The organism is Cellulomonas avistercoris (assembly GCF_014836445.1).
GTDB classification, from domain to species: domain Bacteria; phylum Actinomycetota; class Actinomycetes; order Actinomycetales; family Cellulomonadaceae; genus Cellulomonas; species Cellulomonas avistercoris.
Map to the genome: position 1 here is coordinate 98559 of NZ_JACSQV010000008.1, position 21686 is coordinate 120244.

Consider the following 21686-nt stretch of genomic DNA (forward strand, 5'->3'; position numbering starts at 1 on the left):
CGACCCGGTGCTCGCGTCTGGGGGGGCCGGTCCCGGACGGGTCGCCCCTGATCCCGCCTTCCATGGCGCCACGCCGAATGGTGGGGAGACGCCCGGTCGTTCGAGCAGCCCTCTCGGCGCCGCGGTAGCGCCCCAGCGGGAGCCCGCTGGCGCACGCTCCGAGGGGCCCGCCACCGCCATGTCGGCGCCCGGCCCGGTTCCTGTCGACGCCGGCCGTGGTCCCGCAACGTCCTCATCAGCGACGCGCGATGCGGGGCACCCCCTTGAGGGGCCCGCGTCGGCCCCCACCTCCGTTACGACCGTTGCCGCGTCAGGGGCGGGGAACGGGGCAGGGGCGAGGGCGACGGATCGTCCGGTCCCTCGATGGACGCCGCAGGACCTCGCGGCAGGTTCCGCGAGCGACACCACGACGAACGACGGAGCCCGTCAGTTCCCGTCCGCCGGCGGAAGTGAGCAGGACGCGGCGCGAAGCGGTACGCCGATGACCGTTCCCGCGGACGACGCGCCGGAGCGAGGCCGTCACGGCGCCGCTGCCGGCGGAGGCGAACATGCGGTTCCACGTGAAACCGAGGCCCCGGGGAGTGCACTCGCACACGCGGCCGTGGCGTCGCCAGCTCAGGTCCACGGCGTCTCCACGGACGCCCGTCATGACCTGTCCGGTACTGGCTCTGGTGACGCTCAGGTGGCCGGCGGGGGAGCAACTCCTGACTACGCCTCCTCCGAGCCTCAGCAGGCCGTTTCACGTGGAACCGGCCCGTCGAGCGACGACACGAGCGGCGCCGGACCGGTTCCGGTTTCACGTGGAACGGCGCCACTGGCCGATGAGGCGGGCGTCGCGACGGCATCCGACTCCCGGGACGCCGACTCGCGACAGGGAGACGCGGTGGGAAGCGCGGGGACCCCCGTTCCACGTGAAACCGAGGCTCCGGGGGCCAGCACACCGGGCGCCGCCGCGCACGCGCAGGCGGGCGCAGACGGGCGTGCTCGCCGCTCGAGCCGGCCGCAACCCGTCTCCGCCGTCGACATGAGCGCACCACGTCCGTGGCATGCTGACGCGCCCCCCGTCACGGACCAGGCAGGCGCGGGTAGCTCGCCCGCAGCAGAGGCGACCGCACCCGCCGGCGCTGCTGACGGTGCGCCGTCGGCCGCCGTCGAGGCAGAGACCAGCGGCCCGAGTGCTGACACGATGAACGAGGACGAGAGAGGGACTGTGGAGGACCTGCCCGACCCCCAGGGGCGGACGACCGATGTGAGCGACGCGTCGCTCAGCGACCAGGACGACGCACGGCGCGCCGCGCTCGTCGACAGCCTGCCCCGGCCGTCCGCGGACACACCGCTGCTCGCTGAGCTGCAGCTCGACGCCCGTCGGCGCATCGAGCTGCGGGGACGCAAGTTCCCACGCCCCGAGCGGACGCGCGTGATCACGGTCGCCAACCAGAAGGGCGGGGTCGGGAAGACGACGACCACGGTCAACCTGGCGGCCGCTCTCGCGCAGGCCGGACTGCAGGTGCTCGTCCTCGACAACGACCCGCAGGGGAACGCCTCCACCGCGCTCGGCATCGACCACCGCGCGGGGACCCCGTCGATCTACGAGGTGCTGGTCGACTCCGCCCCCATGCACGAGGCGGTCCAGGAGAGCCCGGACGTGCCGGGCCTCTGGTGCCTGCCGGCCACCATCGACCTGTCCGGTGCCGAGATCGAGCTCGTCTCGATGGTGGCGCGCGAGACGCGTCTGCGGACGGCCCTCGACGGGTACTTCGAGTGGCGGACGCGACAGGGCCTCGACCAGATCGACTACGTGTTCGTCGACTGCCCTCCGAGCCTGGGGCTGCTGACGGTCAACGCGTTCGTCGTGGCGCGCGAGGTGCTCATCCCGATCCAGTGCGAGTACTACGCGCTCGAGGGGCTCTCGCAGCTGCTCAAGACGATCGAGCTGATCCAGGCGCACCTGAACCCGGGGCTCTCGGTGTCCACGATCCTGCTGACGATGTACGACGCACGGACCAACCTGGCGCAGCAGGTGGCGCAGGAGGTGCGGACGCACTTCCCGGAGCGCACGCTGCGCACGACGGTCCCGCGCTCCGTCCGCATCTCCGAGGCGCCGAGCTACGGCCAGACCGTCATGACCTACGACGGCGGCTCGTCGGGCGCGCTCGCGTACCTCGAGGCCGCACGCGAGCTCGCCGAGCGGGCAGCCCTCAGCACCACCACCCCCACCACCGCCCAGGCACGTGGCGGCTCTGCACAGGAGGACCAGTGAGCGAGAAGCGTCGCGGTCTCGGCCGTGGTCTGGGAGCACTCATCCCGACCGGTCTCGACACACCGCGCAGCACCGGCGACCGACCGGTCGACGTGTTCTTCCCGGATGCCGTGAAGGCAGCAGCCGACCAGGCCGCCGCGGCGGAGGCAGCGGCGGTGACCGCAGCTGCGGGCACAGCCGAGGGGACCGCTGAGAGCTCCACGACACCGGACGCGGCAGCACCGGCTGCGCCCGCCGAGAGCCCGGCCTCCGGGGGTGCCGCAGGGGACACCCCTGCGAGCGGTGACGTGAACGGCGACGCGAGCGGTGACGCCGCGTCGACGCCCGCTCCCGTGGTCGACGTCACCGACATCGACGGCCTGGTCCCCGTACCCGGCGCCCGGTTCGCCGAGCTCCCGGTCGGATCGATCCGACCGAACCCCCGTCAGCCGCGGACCGTGTTCGACGAGGACGCGCTGAGCGAGCTCGTCGGCTCGATCCGCGAGGTGGGCGTCCTCCAGCCGGTCGTGGTGCGCGCCGTCGACGACGGCTACGAGCTGATCATGGGGGAGCGGCGGTGGCGGGCCACGCAGGAGGCCGGCCTGACGGCGATCCCCGCGATCATCCGGGAGACCGAGGACTCCGACCTCCTGCGCGACGCGCTCCTGGAGAACCTGCACCGGTCGCAGCTGAACCCGCTCGAGGAGGCTGCGGCGTACCAGCAGCTGCTCGACGACTTCGGGTGCACCCACGAACAGCTCGCCACCCGGATCCACCGGTCGCGTCCGCAGATCTCGAACACGCTGCGGCTGCTGCGCCTGCCGCCTCTCGTGCAGCGCCGTGTGGCTGCCGGGGTGCTCTCGGCGGGCCACGCACGCGCCCTGCTCGGGCTCGGTGACGGAGCAGCGATCGAGCGGCTCGCGCAGCGCATCGTCTCCGAGGGGCTGTCGGTCCGCGCGGTCGAGGAGATCGTGGCGCTCGGCGGCGACGAGGCGGCCCCGAACCGACGGCAGCGACCCCGTGCGGGTATCCGCAACGAGGCGCTCGACGAGCTCGCGTCGCGGCTCTCCGACCGGTTCGAGACCCGCGTCAAGGTCGACCTGGGCAAGACGCGCGGCAAGCTCACGGTCGAGTTCGCCTCGGTCCAGGACCTCAACCGGATCCTCGGCGCGCTCGCGCCGGAGGACCCGGGCGTCCTCAAGAGCTGAAGACCGGGCGAATCGACCGACGACAGCGGTCGTGAGCATGGCTCAGGAGTTTGTCAGAACGCGTCGAGAGCTCGTGGAGCGGCTCCCCGGGCCGGCCTCCCCGGCCAGTGGAGGCTCTGGTCCGGGCCTGAGCACGGCGACGGGACCCGGATGGGACCCGATCACGTCACCCGCGCCCGGCCGGCCGGTGCTCCGCGTCCCGAACCACGCCGTGACGCCGCTGCGTCACCACGCAGACGACGACCGACGTGAAGGGCACCCGCCCGTCACGTCGGTCGGGTGGGCGTCAGCCCTGCGCTGTGTCGACCTGCGCGGCGAGCAGCTCCTCGACGGCCTCGCGGAGGACGGCCTTGGGGCGCGCACCGATGAGGCTGTTCTCCATCTCGCCGCCGGTGAAGAACGCGATGTACGGGATCGACTGGACCTTGAAGTCCTCGAAGAGGCCGGGGTTCGCCTCGGTGTCGACCTTCACGAACTTCACCCGGCCCGCGTACTCCTCCGAGAGCTCCTCGATGACCGGCCCGACCAGCCGGCACGGTCCGCACCAGTCGGCCCAGAAGTCCACGACGACCGGGACCTCGCTGCGCAGGACCTCCGCCTCGAAGGTCAGGTCGGTGACGTCCGTCGTGCTCATCGCGCCTCCTGCGTGCTCTCGTCGACCACCAGCGCCGACCCGGGGGAGACCGGGTCGACCACGTCCGTCACACCGACGTCCGCGAGCCCTGCCAGGTAGTGCTGCGCGTCGAGCGCAGCGGAACAGCCGGAGCCGGCGGCGGTGATCGCCTGCCGGTAGGTGTGGTCGACCACGTCGCCGCATGCGAAGACGCCCGTGAGGTTGGTGCGCGTCGACCTGCCCTGGACCTGCACGTAGCCGTTCTCGTCGAGGTCCACCTGGCCGATGAGCAGCTCGGTGCGCGGCACGTGGCCGATCGCGACGAACAGGCCGCCCGCGTCGACCTGGCGCGTCTCACCCGTCACCGTGTCCTGCAGGGTCACGCCCGTGACCTTCTCCTCGCCGTGGATCGCGACGACCTGCGAGTTCCACGCGAACGAGATCTTCGGGTCTGCTGCGGCCCGGTCCGCCATGATCTTCGAGGCCCGGAGCTGGTCGCGGCGGTGGACCATCGTGACGGTCCTGCCGAACCGCGACAGGAAGGTCGCCTCCTCGACCGCGGAGTCCCCGCCGCCGACGACGAGGATGTCCTGGTCGCGGAAGAAGAACCCGTCGCACGTGGCGCACCAGGAGACCCCGCGGCCCGAGAGGCGCTTCTCGTCGGGGAGCCCGAGCTCGCGGTACGCCGATCCCGTCGCCAGGATCACGGCGCGTGCGCGGAAGACCTCGCCACCACCCGTCGTGATGACCTTGATGTCACCGGTCAGGTCGAGGGACGTCGCGTCGTCCCACAGCACCTGGGCGCCGAACTTCTCCGCCTGCTTCTGCATCGAGTCCATGAGCTCGGGGCCCTGGATCCCGTCCGGGAAGCCCGGGAAGTTCTCGACCTCGGTCGTGTTCATCAGCGCGCCGCCGGCGGTGACGGACCCGGCGAGCACGACAGGGGCCAGCCCGGCCCGCGCGGCGTAGATGGCGGCGGTGTACCCGGCAGGTCCGGAACCGACGACGACGAGGTCGCGCACGTCGTTGGAGGTGGACTGCACGGCAGGTTCGGTCACAGGGTGCCTCGCTGGGTCGGTCGACGTCGCCGGGGCGACGGGGCCGCACGGCGGCCCGGGATCTGGATCGTCCAACCGATCGTAGAGCGCTTCTGTTCCCTGCCGCGGACGCCGTCCACCGCCCCGTGCCGCGCGCCGCGCGTCAGGAGACCGTGACCTCCGTGACCTCGACACGGAACTGGCCCGCGGCGTTGGTCGGCAGCTCGGTGAAGTACAGGACGAGCGTCGACGTCTGCACCGGCTCGGCGAACGTGAGGACCGTCGACTGGCTCAGGGTGCCCGACGCGAGCAGCGGGCCGTCGGTCGGGGTGTCACCGCTCGTCGCGCGCACCTCGACGTTGCCGCCGGTGCCGTTGACGTTGAGGGTCACGCCCGAGACGGTGCTCTCCTCGGCGAACGTGAGCTCGAGGCCCATGCCCTCCTTCAGCCCGCCGAAGTCCGGCCGGTTGTAGGTGTAGGAGAACCAGAACGTGGAGGGGTCGCCGTCGATCGCGAGGTCGACGTTCTCCACCCGCTCGCCTGCGGCGTCGGTCGGGTCGAACGTCCGGATCGACGCGATCACCGGGGGCACGGCCGGCGGCTCCTCCTCGGCCGGCTCCTCCGCGACGGGCGGCGCGGCCTCCCCGGCGTCGGTGGGCTCCTGGCTCGCCGTCTGCTCCGTGGCCGGCTCCCGCTCCCCGACCGGGGAGGTGAAGAGCGACCGCGCGGCGAACACCAGGCCGATGAGCACGGCGACACCGACGAGCACGAGGACCAGCGCGGTCGGGTCGAACCGGCGGCGGGCCTCCTCGTCCTCGACGAACGCGAACGGGTCGTCGGCGAAGCTGCCGCCGTCGTCCCACAGGTCCGTCTCCGGCTCGCGCGCGAGCGGCGGCAGCGCGGCGGGGCTCAGCGGCGTCGTAGGCGCCGCAGGGGCGCCCACCGGCAGCACCCCGGTGCGCTCCACGCGTCCGCCGGGGCCGCGCGTCGGCACGGCGGGCGGCGGCGTCCCGGGACGCGGCGTCCCCGCCGGCAGCTCGTCGAACGCCGAGCGGACGGACTGCCGGGCGACGCGCACGGGTGCGGCAGGCCGCTCGGGCTCGTCCCCGGCCACGGCGGCAGCGGCACCCGCGGCAGCGGCAGCTGCGGCGACCGCGCCACCCTGACCGTCGGTGTCGTCCGCCGCACGACCGATCCGGATCTCACCCCAGGGCTCGAGCTCGTGCACGACGTCACCGGGGGAGTGCGGACCGTCCTCGTGCGGGCCGAGGGTCACGGAGCACAGGGTGTCGAGGTCGTTGGGGACGCCCGGGGCGATCTCACCCGGCGGCACGGGAGCACCGTCGAGCATCGGCGCCGCGGGCACGCTCGTCGTGCGGACGTCGTCGCGGCCTGCGGGCCAGCGACCCGTCAGGCCCGTGTACAGCAGCCGGACGAGGTCGACCGCGTCGGTGCGGCTCGTCGCCTGGGAGTCGGCCTGGGCGGTGCCCAGCAGCGCCGCGTCGATCGCGAGACCCGACACCAGCACGCGGCCGTCGGCCGACACGTGGACCACCGAGGGACGCAGCGCCAGGTGGTGCACACCGCGGCGGCGTGCGACCTCGAGGGCGGCGGCAGCCTCCCCGACGACCGCCCGGGCCTGGTCGGCCGTCAGGGCGCCGCGCTCGACCAGCTGGGCGAGCGACGCGCCCGTGATCTGCTCGGACACCACGTACCCGACGCCCCCGTGCATGCCCACGTCGAGCACGCGCACGAGGCGCGAGTCGGTGACGAGGGCGGCGCGCCGGGCCGCGTCGAGCGCCGGGGCGACGGCACCGGACTGCAGGACGCGCACGCGCACGGGACGGTCGAGGATCTGGTCGGTGGCACGCCACACGGACACGTCGTCGAGGTCCGACGGCAACGGGTCGACGACCCGGTAGCGCCCGGCGAGCACCGTGCCCCGGCCGACCTCTTCCGTCACCGTGCCACCTCCGTACCCGCCCCCGACCGACGGACCTGCGATCGCAGGTCACGTGTGCATGCTAGACGTCCCGCGGTCAGCGCCGCCCCCGCAGCCGCCGCAGCACGGGCCCGAGCAGCTGGTCCAGCTCTCCCACGCGCAGCAGCCGCAGGCCCCCGAGGTACACCAGGGTCATCACCGTCCCGACGACCGCGCACTGCAGGAGCGCCCCCGCGACGCCGCCGGTGCCGTACGTCTGGAGCGCGAGCCGCGTCACGAGCCCCACGCCCGTCGCCGCCAGCGCCGCCAGCCCGGCGCGCGCGTGCGTGCGCAGGACGTGCGCGCCGTCCACCCGCCCGGCGAGCCGGCCCCGCAGCGTCCGCAGCGCGAGCACCGTGCCCAGGACGTACGACACGCTCATGGACAGCCCGGCACCGGCGACCCAGGAGCTGTTCGGCAGCACGGCCCGCCCGAGCAGCGTGCCCCCCACCACGACGGCCGCCATGGCGACCTGCACGGGCACCATCGACCGGGCGTCCTCGTACGCGTAGTACACCCGCTGGCACATCGACCAGGCGCCGAACGCGGGCAGGCCGACGGCCATCGCGACCAGGACCCCGGCGATCGCGTCGACCGATCCCTGCGGCTGCCCGGGCAGCAGGAGCCGCACGACCGGGCCGGCCAGCACGACGAGACCCGCACCGGCGAGCATCGTGAACAGGCCCACGACGCGCATGCCCGACGACAGGCTCCGCCGGACCCCGTCGACGTCGCCGTCGTGCGCCTGCGACGACAGGCGCGTGAACAGCGCGGTCGCGAGCGACACCGTGACCAGCGAGTGCGGCAGCATGAACAGCATGAACGCGTAGTCGTACGCGGCGTTGCCGGCGATCTCGCTGGTCGGGTCGCACTGCGCGCCCGGTGCGGCCGACGCGACGCGGGACACCACGACGTAGCCGAGCTGGCCGACGGCCAGGCCGACGAACGTCCACGTCGCGACCTTGCCCGCGCGGCCCAGGCCGGACCCGCGCAGACCCCACCGCCACCGGTACCGGACGCCCGCGCGGCGCAGGAACGGCACGAGGACGAGCGCCTGGCTGGCGACGCCGACGGTCGCGGCGCCGGCGAACAGCGCGATCTGGCCGCCGGTCCACGCCTCGGCGGAGCGGACCTGGCCGGACAGCGCGATGAACAGCCCGAACCCGGCGATGGACACGATGTTGTTGACGACGGGCGCCCACATGTACGGCCCGAACGAGCCGCGCGCGTTCAGCACCTGGCCGAGCAGCGCGTACGCGCCGTAGAAGAACAGCTGCGGGATGCACCAGTACGCGAACGTCGTCGCGAGCGCGATCTGCGCGTCGCTGCACGGGTCGGCGTACACGCGCACGAGCAGCGGCGCGGCCAGCGTCAGGACCACCGTGGCGCCGGCCAGCAGGGCGAAGCCGAAGCTCAGCAGGCGGTCGACGTACTCCTGGCCCGAGTGCTGCTTGTAGGCGCGCACGACCTGCGGCACGAGCACCGCGTTGAGCACGCCCCCGGCGAGCAGCATGTACAGGACGTTGGGCAGCTTGTTGGCCACGGAGAACGCGTCCGCCGCCTGGCCGGTGCCGCCGATCGCGGCGGCGAGCACCATGGCGCGCAGGAACCCCAGGACGCGCGACACGGCCGTGCCGCTCGCCATGAGCGCGGCGCCCCGCCGCACGCCGTCGCGCGGTGCGGGACGGTCGCCTGCGCCGCTCTCGTCGCCCAGCGGCTCGACGGGGTCGCCCGGGCCTCCCGGCACGTCCTGCGGGTCTCCCGGCGGCGCGGAGCTCCCGCTCACGCGTCGTCCCCCTCGGGGGTCCCGCCGAGGACCGGCAGGGGCCGCGTCCCGGCGTCGTCGTGCACGAGCCGTGCGCCGCGCCGTGCGCTCTGGCCGCGTCGCACCGTGCGCCCGACGCCCAGGACGAGGCCCACGGCCAGGAGCACGCCCACGACGGCCGTGCCGACGGACTCGATGGTCGGGGACGCGCGCACGACGAAGGTGACCGGCTCGGCGAGCGGGGTGCCGTCCGCGCTGGTCAGGACCGCCTCGACGACGACCTCGCAGTTGGCGATCGCGTGCACCGCGACGGGCACGACCTCCTCGCCGTCCGCGGGCACGACGACGGTCTCGCTCGGCTCGGTCCGCAGGCACGCCTTGCGCGGCTTGGTCTGCACGCGCACCGCCGCGTCGGCGGGCAGGTCGTTGCGGACCGAGAAGCGGACGGTGTTGTTGGCGCTGACGAGGTACTGCGCGCTCGTGCGGGCCAGGGTCAGGCCGACGCGACGGGCGTCGACGGCCTCGACCACGGCGTCGACCAGCCCGGCACGGACCGTGGGCTCCTCGCGCCACGCCGTCGCCAGGGGCGCGAGCACCGCGGCGTCGACGCCCGCGAGCAGCGGTCCGGCGTCCTCGGTGACGGTCGCGAAGGCCACGGTCGCGTCGCGCGCGGCCACGAGCCGGTCCACCTGCGCCGGGGCGAGCGCGGCGGGGACGTCGACGGTCGCGGGCGGTGCGTCGGCCTCGTCGGTCGCGCCGCGTGCGCCCAGCAGCGCCGTGAGGGGAGCGGTGCGCGACCACGGCGCACCCTGCACGGCCGCCAGGACGGCCTCGACGAGCTCGGCGTCGGGGTCGGCGTCGCGCGGCAGGGCGATCAGGACGTGCTGCAGCCCCTGGTCCGAGCTGCGTGCGAGCACCGACAGCTCGGCCAGGACGCGCTGCACGACGGTCGCGTCGGTGGGGTCCGGCACGAGCTCGGCGGGGTCGGCGAGCAGCGTCGTGAGGGTCGCGTCGGGCACGAGCCCCGCGATCGTGCCGGCGCTCGACGTGAGCTCGCTGCGCGCCCCGGCGGCCTCGACGTCCTCGGGCAGGTCGTCGGGCGACAGGACCAGCACCGACGCGCCGGACTGCGCGGCGAGGTCGATCGTGGACTGGTCGGTCACCGGCCCCGGCGCCCACAGGACGTCGGTGCGGGCGGACAGCGGCCGCCCGCCGTCGACGGCCGTGGTGACGGCGGTCGCGGACGTCTGGACGGCCACGTCGAGCAGGCCGGGGGCGGCGGCGTGCGCCAGCGCGGTGAGGTCGGGGTCCGACCAGGGCAGCGCGACGACGTCACGGCCGACGGCGACCGCGGCGAGGTCGCCCGCCCAGGCGGCCGTCGCGTCGGTGCCGGCACGGGCGCTCGCGAGGACCGCGGGGTCGACCATGAGCGCCACGTCGGGGCTCGTGCGTGCGATCGCGAGCATCGAGTCGAGCCGCCCCCCGGGCTGCACGAGCTCGCCCAGCGTCGGCCCGGGCGCGGTCACGTCGAGGTCTGCGGGCACGGCGGCGGGCCCGACGACGGGCGCCAGGACGGAGACCCGCGCCTGCGGCACGTCGTCGCTCTCGGTGGCCCACAGCACGAACGAGCGCTGCAGCCCGACGCGCTGACCGCCCGCGACCGCCTGGACCGCCAGCCCGCGGGCACCCCACGTGTCGGGCCGGTCGAGCAGCCCGATGCTGTCCGCCGGGGCCGTCACCGTGACGTCGACGGAGGCGCCGGGCGCCAGCGCCGCCTCGGTGGTCGCCTGCGCGACGCGGTTGCCGACGCGCTGCCCCGTGACGGGCTCGTCGAGCCACACCTGGAGGTCGGCCCGGCTGCCGGGGCGGATCCGTTCGAGGTGGACGAGGACGCGCGGGTCGACGACCTCCTCGGCGGAGGTGTTGGTGAGCCGCGCGGTGACGACGAGGTCCTCCCCGGGCCGCAGCACCGCGGGGCTCACCTCGGTGATCTGGACGCGCACGGGCAGCGCGTCGTCCCGCGTCGGGGCCGGTGCCGGTGTCGTGAGGCTCGACGGCGCGGGCGCGGCGGACGCCGCCGGTGCGACGAGCGCGCCGAGCCCGAGCAGCGTCACGAGCGCGGCGAGCAGGACGCTGCTCGCGGCCCGGCGCGGGCTCACGGACCGGCGCGGCGTGACCGGACCGCGGACGCGTGCGCCCATCAGTCGTCGAGGACCCCGAGCGCCATCCCGGCCAGGCGACGCTCGTTGGGGTAGGCCAGGCGGTCGGGCAGGTCGACGACCCGCACCCACTCGACCTCCTCGGCCTCACGGTCGGGGTCGTTCTCCACGGTCAGGTCGCCGTGCAGCGCGCCGAGCAGGAAGTGGTGCACGACCTTGTGCACGCGGTGCTCGTCACCCGAGAACCAGTAGTCGATGACGCCCAGACGTCGCAGGACCTGCCCGGTGATGCCGGTCTCCTCCGCGATCTCGCGGACGGCGGCCTCCTCGGGCGTCTCGTCGCCCTCGAGGTGCCCCTTGGGCAGGCACCACTCGAGGCGTCCGGCACGGTTGCGGCGGGCGATGACGGCGGCGGCGTAGTGACCGTCCTGACGCGCGACGACGAGCCCGCCCGCCGACGTCTCGTCCACCACCGGCAGCGCCACGGCGTGCGTGCGGGCGTGGGCACGCGTGGGGTCGATCCGCAGGGGGTGCCCACCCGGCGGTGCCGGCACGCGCCCGGGACCGGACGGAACGGCAGCGGTGGACATGCCGACACTGTAACGACTAGTCATGGATGGTTCCGTGCGAGCGTCCCCGCCACGTCACGTCCTGGCCACGAACGGGTCATCCGCGCGTCAGCACGGCGCCACGACGCGACGGCACGGGTGCGACCTCTGGCACGCTTGTCCGGTGCCCGACCTGCCTGCAGAACCGACCGACGCCACGACCGACCAGCCCGTCGGGCCGCCCGTCGACGGGCCCGACCCGGCGGCCGTGCAGCAGCTGCGCCGCCGCGCCCTGGAGTCCCTCGCGGTCATGGCGCCCGACGCGATCGACCTGGGTCAGCGCTTCCGCGCGGCGGGGTACGACCTCGCGCTCGTCGGCGGGCCCGTGCGCGACGCGTTCCTGGGGCGGGCGAGCAACGACCTGGACCTGACGACGCCCGCGACCCCGGACGAGGCCGAGCCGCTCATCGCCGCGTGGGGCGACGCGCACTGGGACATCGGGCGCGAGTTCGGCACGGTCGGCGCCCGCCGGTTCGCCGGCCGCCGCGGGCCCGGCTCGCAGGACGTCGTCGTCGAGGTGACGACGTACCGCACCGACGCGTACGACCCGACGTCCCGCAAGCCGCTCGTGGAGTTCGGCGACACCCTCGAGGGCGACCTGTCGCGCCGTGACTTCACGGTCAACGCGATGGCGGTGCGCGTGCCGGACCTGGTGTTCGTCGACCCGTTCGACGGCCTCGCGGACCTCGCGGCGGGCGTCCTGCGCACGCCCATCGACCCGCGCCGGTCGTTCGACGACGACCCGTTGCGGATGATGCGGGCCGCGCGGTTCGTCGCGCAGCTGGGGTTCCGGCTCGACGACGACGCCCGCGCGGCCATCGTCGACATGGCCCCGCGCATCGAGATCGTGTCCGCGGAGCGCGTCCGCGACGAGCTGACGAAGCTGCTGCTCGCGCCCCACCCGCGCGCGGGGCTCGAGGTGCTGGTCGAGACCGGCCTGGCCGACCACGTCCTGCCGGAGCTGCCGGCCCTGCGCCTGGAGATCGACGAGCACCACCGCCACAAGGACGTCTACCAGCACACGCTGATGGTCCTGGAGAAGGCGATCGCGCTGGAGACCGGGCCGGACGGCGCGGTGCCCGGCCCCGACCTGGTGCTGCGCCTGGCGGCGCTGCTGCACGACATCGGCAAGCCCCGCACGCGACGGTTCGAGGAGGGCGGCGGCGTCAGCTTCCACCACCACGAGGTCGTCGGCGCCAAGCTCGCGTCGAAGCGGCTCAAGGCCCTGCGCTTCGACAAGCAGACGGTGAACGACGTCGCGCGCCTCACCGAGCTGCACCTGCGGTTCCACGGCTACGGCGAGGGGGAGTGGACCGACTCCGCGGTGCGCCGCTACGTCACCGACGCCGGACCGCTGCTCGAGCGCCTGCACCGCCTGACGCGCTCCGACTCCACGACCCGCAACCAGCGCAAGGCCGCCCGGCTCAAGGCCGCGTACGACGACCTCGAGCAGCGCATCGCGACGCTGCGCGAGGCCGAGGAGCTCGCGTCGATCCGGCCCGACCTCGACGGCACGCAGATCATGGAGATCCTGGGCATCCGGCCCGGGCGTGACGTCGGCGAGGCGTACCGGTACCTGCTGGAGCAGCGGATGGAGCACGGGCCGCTGGGCGAGGAGCGCGCGCGCGAGGTGCTGCTGGAGTGGTGGGCGGCGCGCGGGGCCTGACGCCTCAGTCGACCCGCACCACCAGCAGGCACACGTCGTCCTCCTGGTGCTCGTCGACCAGGGCGGCGGTGAGCGCGTCGCACACCTGCGTCGCGCTCGCGTCGTCCGGCACACCCGCGAGGGCGTCGGACAGCGCCGCGATGCCCTCGCGCAGGCCGCGGTCGCGCCGTTCGACCAGACCGTCGGAGTACAGGACGAGGACGGCGCCGTGCGGCACGTCGGCGGACGCCTCCGGGACGGTCCCCGGCCGCACGGGCGGCAGTCCCACGGGGGTGCTGCGGGCACCGTCGAGGCCGTGGACCTCGCCCCCGGGCAGCCGCACCAGGCCCGGGGGGTGCCCTGCGCTGGCCCACGTCAGGTGCGCGCCCGCCGCGGTGCGCTCCCAGCGGACCAGCACGCACGTGGCGACGTCCGCGACGTCCAGCGCGCGCACGAGCCCGTCGAGCCGCTCGAGCGCCTCGCCCGGCCGGTCACCGCGCCACACCGACGCGCGCAGCAGCGACCGGAGCTGACCCATCGACGCCGCGGCCCGCAGGTCGTGGCCGACGACGTCACCGACGGCGAGGCTCACCGCGCCGTCGGGCAGCACGAACGCGTCGAACCAGTCGCCGCCGACCTCGGCGCGCCGCCCGGACGGCAGGTACGACGCGGCCACGTCCAGGCCGCCGACGTCGCCGAGCACCGGCAGCAGGCTGTGCTGCAGCGTCAGGGCCGCGTCCCGCTCCGCCAGGTACAGGCGCACGTTCTCCAGCAGCACGCCCGCCCGGCGGCCCAGGTGCGCGGCGGTCACGACGATCTCGCGGTCGAAGCCGTCGTGGTCGCGGTGCACGAGGCACAGCACGCCCAGGACGCGGTCGCGGCCCGTGAGCGGCACGAGCAGGGCGCTGCCCAGCCCGAGCGTCTGCAGCAGGCGCAGCTCGGCCGGCGTCGTGCGGGCCGGCAGCGAGTCGACGTCCACGGCCATCGGCATGGGGACGTGGTTGGCGCCCGCCGCGAGCGTCGCGGCGACGCGCGGCGAGCTGGTCAGCCACATCGTGCCCTGGGTCCCCAGCGCGTGCGCGACGGCCCTGTGCTCGGGGTCCGACGTCACGACGTGCAGCCGCTCGACGTGCCCGGTCTCCGACATCATCGCGACGAACCCCCACGTCGCGAGCCGCGGCACCACCAGGTCCGCCAGCGCGTCGACCGCGTCGCCGTACTCCAGGTGCCGCGACAGCTCCTCGCCCACGCGGGCGAGCAGCTCGAGCCGGTCCGCGGTGCGGTGCATGAGCGAGAGCTCGAGCGTGCGGGCGGCCTCGCCGTCGGCCTCCGCCGTGACGTCGACCTGCACCCCGACACGGTGCGTGACCTGCCCGGTCTCGTCGCGCAGCTGGGTGATCGCGAGCTGGTTCCAGAACGGCGAGCCGTCCTTGCGGACGTTGAGCAGCAGCTCCTGCACGTCGTCCCCGCGCTCGAGGGCGGCCCGCAGCCGGTGCACGACGTCCCGGTCGGTGTCCTCGCACTGCAGGAATCGGCAGTTGCGGCCGCGGACCTCCTCGGCCGTGTACCCCGTCAGTGACGTGAACGCCCGGTTGGCCCACACCACGGGGTCGCCCGGCTGCCGCGGGTCGGACACCGTCATGGCCAGCGGGCCGGCCTCGAGGATCGCGCGCGCGAGCTGCTCGGTGAGCAGCTCGTCGGGCAGCGGCGTGTCACCCCCGACGGCGTGGCGGGCGTCGTCGGGCCGGATCGTCTCCGTCATGCGGGGACCCCGGCAGGCGGTGCGTCGACCGGTGCGGGGGTGCGAGGGCTGCGCGCGAACACCACGGCCCCGGCGAGGTAGACCCCCGCCAGCACCGCGAACAGCGGCGGCGACCAGCCCGTGTCCGGCAGCGCGACGGCCGCGAGCGCCGCCGCGCCGACGAACGCGGCGTTGTACATGACGTCGTACAGCGAGAACGCACGGCCCCGGTAGGCGTCGGCGGTGTCGCGCTGCACGATCGTGTCGACCGCGATCTTCGCGCCCTGCGCCGCCAGCCCCAGCGCGCCGCCCGCGGCGAGCACGGCGGGCAGCGACACCGTCACGACGAGGACGAGCTGGCTGACCACCGCGAGCAGCAGGCACAGCACCACCCACACGTGCGGCCCGACGCGCGGGCTCAGCACGGGCGTCAGCACGACCGCGAGGGCGAACCCGACGGCGCTCGCGGCGAGCACCGTGCCGAACGTCGCGAGACCCGCCTCGACGTCGGTGGGGTCGGACAGCAGGTTGCGGGAGATGAGGATGCTCGCGATGAACACCGCGCCGTAGCAGAAACGGTGCAGCGCCATGATCCCCAGCGCGTACGCGGGGGTCCGGCGCGCGGCGAGGTAGCGACCCCCGGCGACGAGCCCGCGCGCGAGGTCCCCGAGGGCCCGGCGGACGTGGGAGGCGGGCGTGCGCTCGTCGGGGCCGAGCTGGTCGGGTGCCAGGCGCGTGGCCAGGCCCGACGCGCACGCCATGACGGCAGCCGCGACGACCAGCGAGATCGCGTCCCGCACCCGGCCCGTGGGCAGCAGCAGCCCGAGCGCGAAGCCCAGGGCACCGCCCAGGCCCGCAGCGGCGGCGCCCAGCGTCGGGGTCAGCGAGTTCGCGGTCAGCAGCAGCGGCCCGTCGACGACCTTGGGCAGCGACGCCGACAGCGCGGCGAGCAGGAACCGGTTGACGGACAGCGTCACCAGCGCCAGCACGTACACGGCCGGGCCGACGCCGCTCGTCAGCATGATCGCCGCGATGACGAGGGTGAGGCCGACGCGGACGAGGTTGCCGTAGAGGAGCACCTGCCGGCGCCGCCAGCGGTCCAGCAGCACCCCGGCCCACGGCCCGACGATCGTGAACGGCAGCAGCAGCACCGCGAACGCGGCCGCGACACCCGTGGCGGTCGACGCGTTCTCGGGCGAGAAGAAGAAGAGGGTGGCGAGCCCGATCTGGAACATGCCGTCGGACGCCTGGCTGACCAGGCGCACGGCGAAGAGCCGCCGGAAGCCGGTCAGGGGCCAGAGCGCCCGGAGGTCGGAGATCACCTGCACCTGCCAAGGTTACGTCCCAGGCCGTACCGGGCGTCGGGGAACCCCCGACCCGGCGGGCAGGGTGCTCCGTATGACGCCACAACCGCGCGCGGGCCTGCGGCGTTGTAGCGGTGAAGACGTCCGGTGGCGGAGGGTGACGACGATGGCAGGCAGCACGTGAGCCGGGGGTGGGCGCCGGCGCTCGACCGGCTCGTGGCCGAGCGGTACGGCGCCCTGGTCGCGTACGCGACGGTCCTGACGGGTGACCGCACGCTCGCGCAGGACGTCGTGCACGACGCGCTGGTCAGCACGTTCACGGCCAGGGCGACGTTCGCGTCGGTCCCGCAGGCCGAGGCGTACGTGCGGCGCGCGATCGCGTCGCGGTTCCTCGACCGGGTCCGCAGCGGTGGACGCGAGCGGGCCGCGGTGGTGCGGCTGGCGCACGCGACGCCCGAGTCGGGCGAGCTGCGCTCGGACCTGCTGGACGCCGACGTGGCCGCCGCTGGGTCGCCTGTCGGCGCAGCAGCGCGCGTGCGTCGTGCTGCGCCACCTCGACGACGTGTCCGTGCGGGACACCGCCCGGCTGCTGGGCATCAGCGAGGGCGCGGTCAAGCGCTACGTCGCCGACGGCATCGCGACCCTCAACGCCCTGCTGGGCACCAGCTCCCCGACGGGCGAGACCCTGCCCGTGACGCTCGTCGACCGCCAGGAGGTGCGCCGTGACCGATGACCTGACCGCACGTCTCGAGCGTGCGCTGCACGTCCAGGAGCACCACGAGGGCGATCTGCGGCCCGACGCCGCCGCGCTCGCGGACCTGCACGCCCGCGTCGCCCGGGGCCGCCGGGGCCGCACCACGTCCTACGCCGCGGTCGCCGCGGTCGCCGCCGGCGTGATCGGCGTGGCCGGGTGGTTCGGGCTGCAGGACCGCACGGCACCCGAACCCGCCGAGACCCCGACCCCCACCCCGACGGTCACCGCCACGCCGACCCCCGGGCCGACGCCCGAGCCCAGCGCGGCAGCCTCTGCCCCGCCGCTCGAGCCGGTCGACCTGCCCGGCCTGCCGCCGATGTACCGGGCACCGGAGGGCATCCTCGACAGCGCCGGGAAGGGCAGGTTCGTCGTCGCGTACTCCTCCGGGCTCTACGAGCCGCCCGGCGTCGACGGGCAGCGCCGGACCCTGGCGCTGTCCGCGCCGACCGGGGAGCTGTACCACCTCACCGACGTGACGACGCACGAGGTCGAGCCCGTGCGCTGGTCGGGCTCGGGCGCCGTCCGTGCGCAGGTGTGGGACTCGCAGGGCACGTCGCAGGTCGGCACGGTCGACCTGCGCACGGGTGAGGTCACCGTGGACCCGCGGCTGCCTGACTTCGTCTACTGGCTCGGCATGTCCGGCGACGACGAGCTGTGGTCGACACCCGCCGCGTACTCCGGTGAGGCGGGGACGTTGTACGTCGTCCCCCCCGAGGGGACGGTGCGCGAGATCCCCTACCCGCTCCACATGCTTCCGGCCCTGGCCCCCGACGGGCGGTCGGTCGTCGGCAGCACCCCGGGCGGGCCGTTGGTGGCGGTCGACGTCGCCACCGGCAGCCGCACGACCCTCCTGGTGCCTGCCGGGCAGCGCTGCCGGGTCACGGCGTGGCTCGACGCGACGGGCGTGCTGGGGCAGTGCGTCGACCCGCCCACGGGGGACTCGCTGCGGTGGAACTACGACGAGCACGGCGGCCAGGTGGTGCGGTTCGACGTCACGGGCGGGGCGTACCGGACGCTCGCACGGATCGGTGCGGACGGCGTCGTGCCGGGGCGGGGGGCGCAGGTGCGTGACGGTGTCGTCGTCACGACCGCGGAGCCGCTGCTGTCGAGCTCCGGCGACTGCTACGAGGTCTGCTACGGCGGTGCCTACCTCTGGTCGGGAGGCCAGGCGGTGCCGGTCACCGTGGACGAGGAGGACCAGGTCTGCGAGGTCCGCGTCGGCAGCGGTGGGCTCCTGCTGCGCACGGGCGACCCGTGCTACGAGGGGCCGGTCGGCGAGCAGTGGTGGCTCGTGGACGAGACCACGCGTGCCGCACGTCTCGCCGCCCCCGCGGTCGACTCCGACCTCGGCCTCGGCGCGAAGGTGGTCGTCGAGCACCCCTGAGCGCCTCCCGGCAGGAACGTGGGGGGGTTGCCGGGCCGGGCCCCCGCCCCCCGCAACCCCCTCACACTCGTCCCGGGGTGCACCCAACCGGAACGGACGCCCGGTCGTTCTCATCCCGACGCCGGACGACCGGGAGGCAGGCGCGTGGCGAGACCGTGGGAGAGGCTGCTCGAGCAGCTCGTGCACGAGAGGTACGGGACGCTCGTCGGCTGGGCGACCCTCGTGTGCGGGTCGCGCGAGGACGCGCAGGACCTGCTGCAGGACGCGCTCATGGCGACCTTCTCCAGCCGGGCGCGGTTCACGACGCTGCCGGAGGCCGAGCAGTACGTGCGCCGCGCGGTGGCCACGCGCAGCATCGACGCGGCCCGACGACGCGGGCGCGAGCGGGTGGCCATCGGGACCGTCGCCGGGTACGCCCCCGCGCCGACCCCCGGCGTCGAGGGTCACCACCTGCCCGCCGACGTCGTGCGGGCGCTCGCGGGCCTGACGCAGCGGGAGCGCGCGTGCGTCGTCCTGCGGCACCTGGAGGACCTGAGCGTCCGCGAGACGGCCGGGTTGCTCGGCATCAGCGAGGGCGCCGTCAAGCGGTACACGTCGGACGGGGTCGCGCAGCTCGACGCCGTCCTGGGCGGGGTCACCGTGGAGAGCCACGACGCCATGGCCGTCGAGCCCCTGCGCAGGGCCGGCGCGCCGACGGAGGTGACGGAGCGATGACCGACGTCCACGACCTGCTCGCTCGGACCCACGACGCCCTGGGGAGGGCCGAGGCGCCCCTGGACCCGACGCGACACGACGACCTGCTGTCCGGGATCCGTCGCCGCCGGCGGCGCCGGCACGCCGGCGAGGTGCTCGGTGTGGGCGCCGCCGTCGTCGTCCTGGGTGCCGGGGGGTGGCTGGGGCTGCAGCGCGACGGCGCACCGCAGCCCGCGCAGAGCCCGACGACGACCGAGCCCCCCGCACCCACCGGCGCGGCGACCCCCGCCGCCGCGCTCGACGCACCGGGTCTCCTGCCAGCCCTCGTCATGCCCCCCGGCACGCTCGAGGCGGCCATGCCCGGCTGGCTCCTGACGACCCAGCGACCCTCGTACTTCTCCGGCGACCCCGTCGGGGCGTCCGCCCCGTCGGCGCACGTGCTCGACCTGGTGTCGCCGACGGGGGAGCGGTACCGGGTGCTCGAGCTGCCGAACGACCGGTGGGTGTCCGTCGTGCGGTGGCAGGCCGGCAGCACGCAGGCGCTCGTGACGACCTCCGAGGAGGGCGACAACCGGGTGGCGACGCTCGACCTGCTCACGGGGGAGATGACGCTGCTCGACGGCCTGACGGGCGGCATCGAGCACGTCGGCCGCACCGGTGACGGCCTCGACCTGTGGTCGTCGTACGACGACGACGTCCTCGTCCACGACGGGCAGCGGGTCGTGCGACGGCTCCCGGCCGTCCGCGACGGCGTGCTCGACCGGTCGGGTGCGCTGCTGGCCGGCACGGGTCCCGTGCCCGGGGCCGACCCGGGCGACGGGGACCCGGGCAGCCCGCTCGTCGTCGACGTCGCCACCGGCGCCGTCACGGTCGTGCCCGCGCCCGCCGACGACACCTGCGCGCCCTTCGGCTGGAGCGGCACCGAGGTGCTCCTGACCTGCTGGGACATCACCCCGGAGGGCCCCCGCTCCACCGGCTCGCTGCGGTACGACACCGCGACGCCGGGTGTCGCACCTCGCACCCTGACGGTCGAGGGCGACATCGAGGGGCCCATCGGCCGCGGTGCCGAGCTGGCCGACGGCCGGGTCGTCGTCCGGGGCGACCCGTTCCTCGAGTGCACGGCCGCGTGGGGCGTCGTCGACCCCGCGGCCGGCACGTTCACCCGCGGACCCGAGCCGCCGCCCGGCCGGATCCCGCTGTCCGTCGACGCGGTCGACGGCGCGGCGTACGTCACGACCGCGACCCAGTGCACCGGTGACCCCGGTCCGGTGGACCTGCACCGGGTCGACCTCGCCACGGGAGCGACGGTCCTGCTGTCGGGGCTGCCCGACCCGACGGACCTGCCTCCGGACGCGTCCTGGATCTCGACCATGACGTCGTGGACCGTCGGGACCCCCTGAGCGGAGGGTGTGAAGCGTTGCTGCCGGAATCCGGCAACAACGCTTCACACCTGCCCGCAGGCGGGTCCGCAGCGGACCGGGGTGCCGCGCCAGCCGCGGGCGTGCAGGGCCGATGCCAGCTGGGCGGCCGTCGCGCACGGGCTCCCCACCACGTGGGCCCACCGGTAGCGCAACGTCAGCTCCGCCCGCTCCACGAGCACCGCGTTGTCCCGCCAGACGTCCAGGTCCGTGCGTCCGTGCGGGTGCGCGAGCCGCCCGTCCAGCTCGACACGGACCCCCAGGCCCACGAACACGCGGTCGGCACGGACCCACCTGCCGCCCACCACCTGTCGGACCTGCCCGCGTGACCGCGGCAGCCCGTGCGCCGTCTCGACGTCCCGGTCGTAGCGACGTTCCAACGGCGACTCGACGCGCGCGTCGGGGTCGCCCAGGACGTCCAGGACGAGGGCACGGTGCCGCTGCCACGACCGCGTGCCCAGCTCGTCCACGACGCGGTACGGCAGCACCCCGGCCCGCACGGCGTCGCACACCACCCCCACGGCCGCGTCCTCGTCGGCAGCCTCGTGCACGAGGTCCAGGAGCGTGGGCTCCCGCCCGACGCACCGCAGGCCCCCGCCTGCGTGCGGCATCACGCGTCGACGTCGCACCTCGATGCCCTGCTGTGGTCGCACCACCCGGTGCGCCGGGACGCTCACGACGACGACCGGGCCGGGGGTGGCGACGAAGCGGTGGACGAACCCGGCCGTCCGGTGGGACAGCGCCGCGCCGGACCCCGCCGCGAGGAGCGCCGCACGTGCGTGCTGACGCCACGAGACCGGGCCTGAGTGCAGCACGAGGACGCCGCGGAAGAGCCGCTGCCAGTGGCCCGCGCGCACACGTCGGCCGACGACCGACGCACCCATACCCGCGCGTGCGAGCTGCGCGGTCGTCGCGACGCCGTCCTGCCGGGCGACGAGGGCCCTCACCGGCGGCGGTAGCCGCTCCAGCGCGGGCAGGCGCACCGAGCCGTCCGCTCGCGCGCCGCCACCTGCACCATCGTCACCACTGCTCCGCACCCCCGCACGCTCCCGCACCACCCCCCCGTGCGGGCCCCCGTCGGCACGATCTGTGGACGACGCAGAAAGTGTGAAGCGTTGCTGCCGGAATCCGGCAACA

At 74.9% G+C, this 21686-nt stretch carries 16 protein-coding genes and 1 pseudogene; 8 read left to right on the forward strand and 9 right to left on the reverse strand.

The annotated features are described in order from the left end of the window. Nucleotides 1-1210: 1210 nt before the first annotated feature. On the forward strand, nt 1211-2260 hold the full coding sequence (locus H9657_RS10725) for a ParA family protein (protein ID WP_404813154.1): 1050 nt from the start codon (nt 1211-1213) through the stop codon (nt 2258-2260). After that, on the forward strand, nt 2257-3447 hold the full coding sequence (locus tag H9657_RS10730) for a ParB/RepB/Spo0J family partition protein (RefSeq protein WP_191783207.1): 1191 nt from the start codon (nt 2257-2259) through the stop codon (nt 3445-3447). The genes H9657_RS10725 and H9657_RS10730 overlap by 4 nt, the downstream gene beginning before the upstream one ends. Nucleotides 3448-3733: 286 nt before the next feature. Here H9657_RS10730 and trxA read toward each other — a convergent pair whose 3' ends face one another. From trxA to H9657_RS10760, 6 genes are all read right to left on the reverse strand, one after another. Then, nucleotides 3734-4081: a thioredoxin gene (gene trxA, locus H9657_RS10735; protein WP_191783209.1), complete on the reverse strand. Its 348-nt coding sequence runs from the start codon at nt 4079-4081 to the stop codon at nt 3734-3736. Next, nucleotides 4078-5118 (reverse strand): thioredoxin-disulfide reductase, encoded by a 1041-nt coding sequence (gene trxB / locus H9657_RS10740; RefSeq protein ID WP_191783211.1) that lies wholly within the window; start codon nt 5116-5118, stop codon nt 4078-4080. The genes trxA and trxB overlap by 4 nt, the downstream gene beginning before the upstream one ends. Before the next feature lie 142 nt (nt 5119-5260). Next, nucleotides 5261-7060 carry a protein kinase family protein gene (locus H9657_RS10745; RefSeq protein WP_191783213.1) on the reverse strand — a complete coding sequence of 600 codons (1800 nt, stop codon included), beginning with the start codon at nt 7058-7060 and terminating at the stop codon, nt 5261-5263. A gap of 76 nt (nt 7061-7136) precedes the next feature. Next, a complete protein-coding gene (murJ, locus tag H9657_RS10750) occupies nt 7137-8864 on the reverse strand; it encodes a murein biosynthesis integral membrane protein MurJ (protein ID WP_191783215.1) in 1728 nt (575 codons plus the stop codon). Next, entirely contained in the window at nt 8861-11044 is a 2184-nt protein-coding gene (locus tag H9657_RS10755) for a DUF6049 family protein (RefSeq protein WP_191783217.1), read from the reverse strand. The genes murJ and H9657_RS10755 overlap by 4 nt, the downstream gene beginning before the upstream one ends. Then, nucleotides 11044-11592 (reverse strand): NUDIX hydrolase, encoded by a 549-nt coding sequence (locus tag H9657_RS10760; RefSeq protein WP_191783219.1) that lies wholly within the window; start codon nt 11590-11592, stop codon nt 11044-11046. The genes H9657_RS10755 and H9657_RS10760 overlap by 1 nt, the downstream gene beginning before the upstream one ends. A 142-nt stretch (nt 11593-11734) precedes the next feature. Between H9657_RS10760 and H9657_RS10765 the strand changes: the two genes are divergently transcribed. Next, nucleotides 11735-13276 carry a CCA tRNA nucleotidyltransferase gene (locus tag H9657_RS10765; protein ID WP_191783221.1) on the forward strand — a complete coding sequence of 514 codons (1542 nt, stop codon included), beginning with the start codon at nt 11735-11737 and terminating at the stop codon, nt 13274-13276. A gap of 4 nt (nt 13277-13280) precedes the next feature. Here the strand turns inward: H9657_RS10765 and H9657_RS10770 are convergent, their stop codons facing one another. Beyond that, nucleotides 13281-15017: a SpoIIE family protein phosphatase gene (locus tag H9657_RS10770; protein WP_191783223.1), complete on the reverse strand. Its 1737-nt coding sequence runs from the start codon at nt 15015-15017 to the stop codon at nt 13281-13283. Continuing rightward, on the reverse strand, nt 15014-16324 hold the full coding sequence (locus tag H9657_RS10775) for an MFS transporter (protein WP_191783224.1): 1311 nt from the start codon (nt 16322-16324) through the stop codon (nt 15014-15016). The genes H9657_RS10770 and H9657_RS10775 overlap by 4 nt, the downstream gene beginning before the upstream one ends. A gap of 192 nt (nt 16325-16516) precedes the next feature. Here H9657_RS10775 and H9657_RS19395 point away from each other — a divergent pair. The 5 genes and pseudogenes from H9657_RS19395 to H9657_RS10795 all read left to right on the forward strand — a co-directional run. Continuing rightward, nucleotides 16517-16657, forward strand: a pseudogene (locus tag H9657_RS19395) (RNA polymerase subunit sigma-24); the annotation flags it as partial. Nucleotides 16658-16841: 184 nt separating this feature from the next. Continuing rightward, complete coding sequence (locus tag H9657_RS19125) at nt 16842-17033, forward strand: sigma factor-like helix-turn-helix DNA-binding protein (protein ID WP_318241431.1); 192 nt, start codon at nt 16842-16844, stop codon at nt 17031-17033. Beyond that, complete coding sequence (locus H9657_RS10785) at nt 17023-18438, forward strand: hypothetical protein (protein WP_191783434.1); 1416 nt, start codon at nt 17023-17025, stop codon at nt 18436-18438. The genes H9657_RS19125 and H9657_RS10785 overlap by 11 nt, the downstream gene beginning before the upstream one ends. A 144-nt stretch (nt 18439-18582) precedes the next feature. Then, entirely contained in the window at nt 18583-19152 is a 570-nt protein-coding gene (locus H9657_RS10790; protein WP_191783225.1) for an RNA polymerase sigma factor, read from the forward strand. Further along, nucleotides 19149-20531, forward strand: coding sequence for a hypothetical protein (locus tag H9657_RS10795; protein WP_191783226.1), 1383 nt, complete (start codon nt 19149-19151; stop codon nt 20529-20531). The genes H9657_RS10790 and H9657_RS10795 overlap by 4 nt, the downstream gene beginning before the upstream one ends. Before the next feature lie 44 nt (nt 20532-20575). Here the strand turns inward: H9657_RS10795 and H9657_RS10800 are convergent, their stop codons facing one another. Beyond that, the gene (locus H9657_RS10800) at nt 20576-21496 is read right to left on the reverse strand and encodes a type IV toxin-antitoxin system AbiEi family antitoxin domain-containing protein (RefSeq protein WP_318241432.1); all 921 of its coding nucleotides are present in this window, start codon (nt 21494-21496) and stop codon (nt 20576-20578) included. Nucleotides 21497-21686: the final 190 nt, after the last annotated feature.

Bases quoted from the DNA above. Each gene is read 5' to 3' on its own strand.
- trxA (WP_191783209.1), bottom strand. From the start codon at position 4,081: ATGAGCACGACGGACGTCACCGACCTGACCTTCGAGGCGGAGGTCCTG.
- H9657_RS10755 (WP_191783217.1), bottom strand. From the start codon at position 11,044: ATGGGCGCACGCGTCCGCGGTCCGGTCACGCCGCGCCGGTCCGTGAGC.
- H9657_RS10760 (WP_191783219.1), bottom strand. From the start codon at position 11,592: ATGTCCACCGCTGCCGTTCCGTCCGGTCCCGGGCGCGTGCCGGCACCG.
- H9657_RS10770 (WP_191783223.1), bottom strand. From the start codon at position 15,017: ATGACGGAGACGATCCGGCCCGACGACGCCCGCCACGCCGTCGGGGGT.
- H9657_RS10795 (WP_191783226.1), top strand. From the start codon at position 19,149: ATGACCGACGTCCACGACCTGCTCGCTCGGACCCACGACGCCCTGGGG.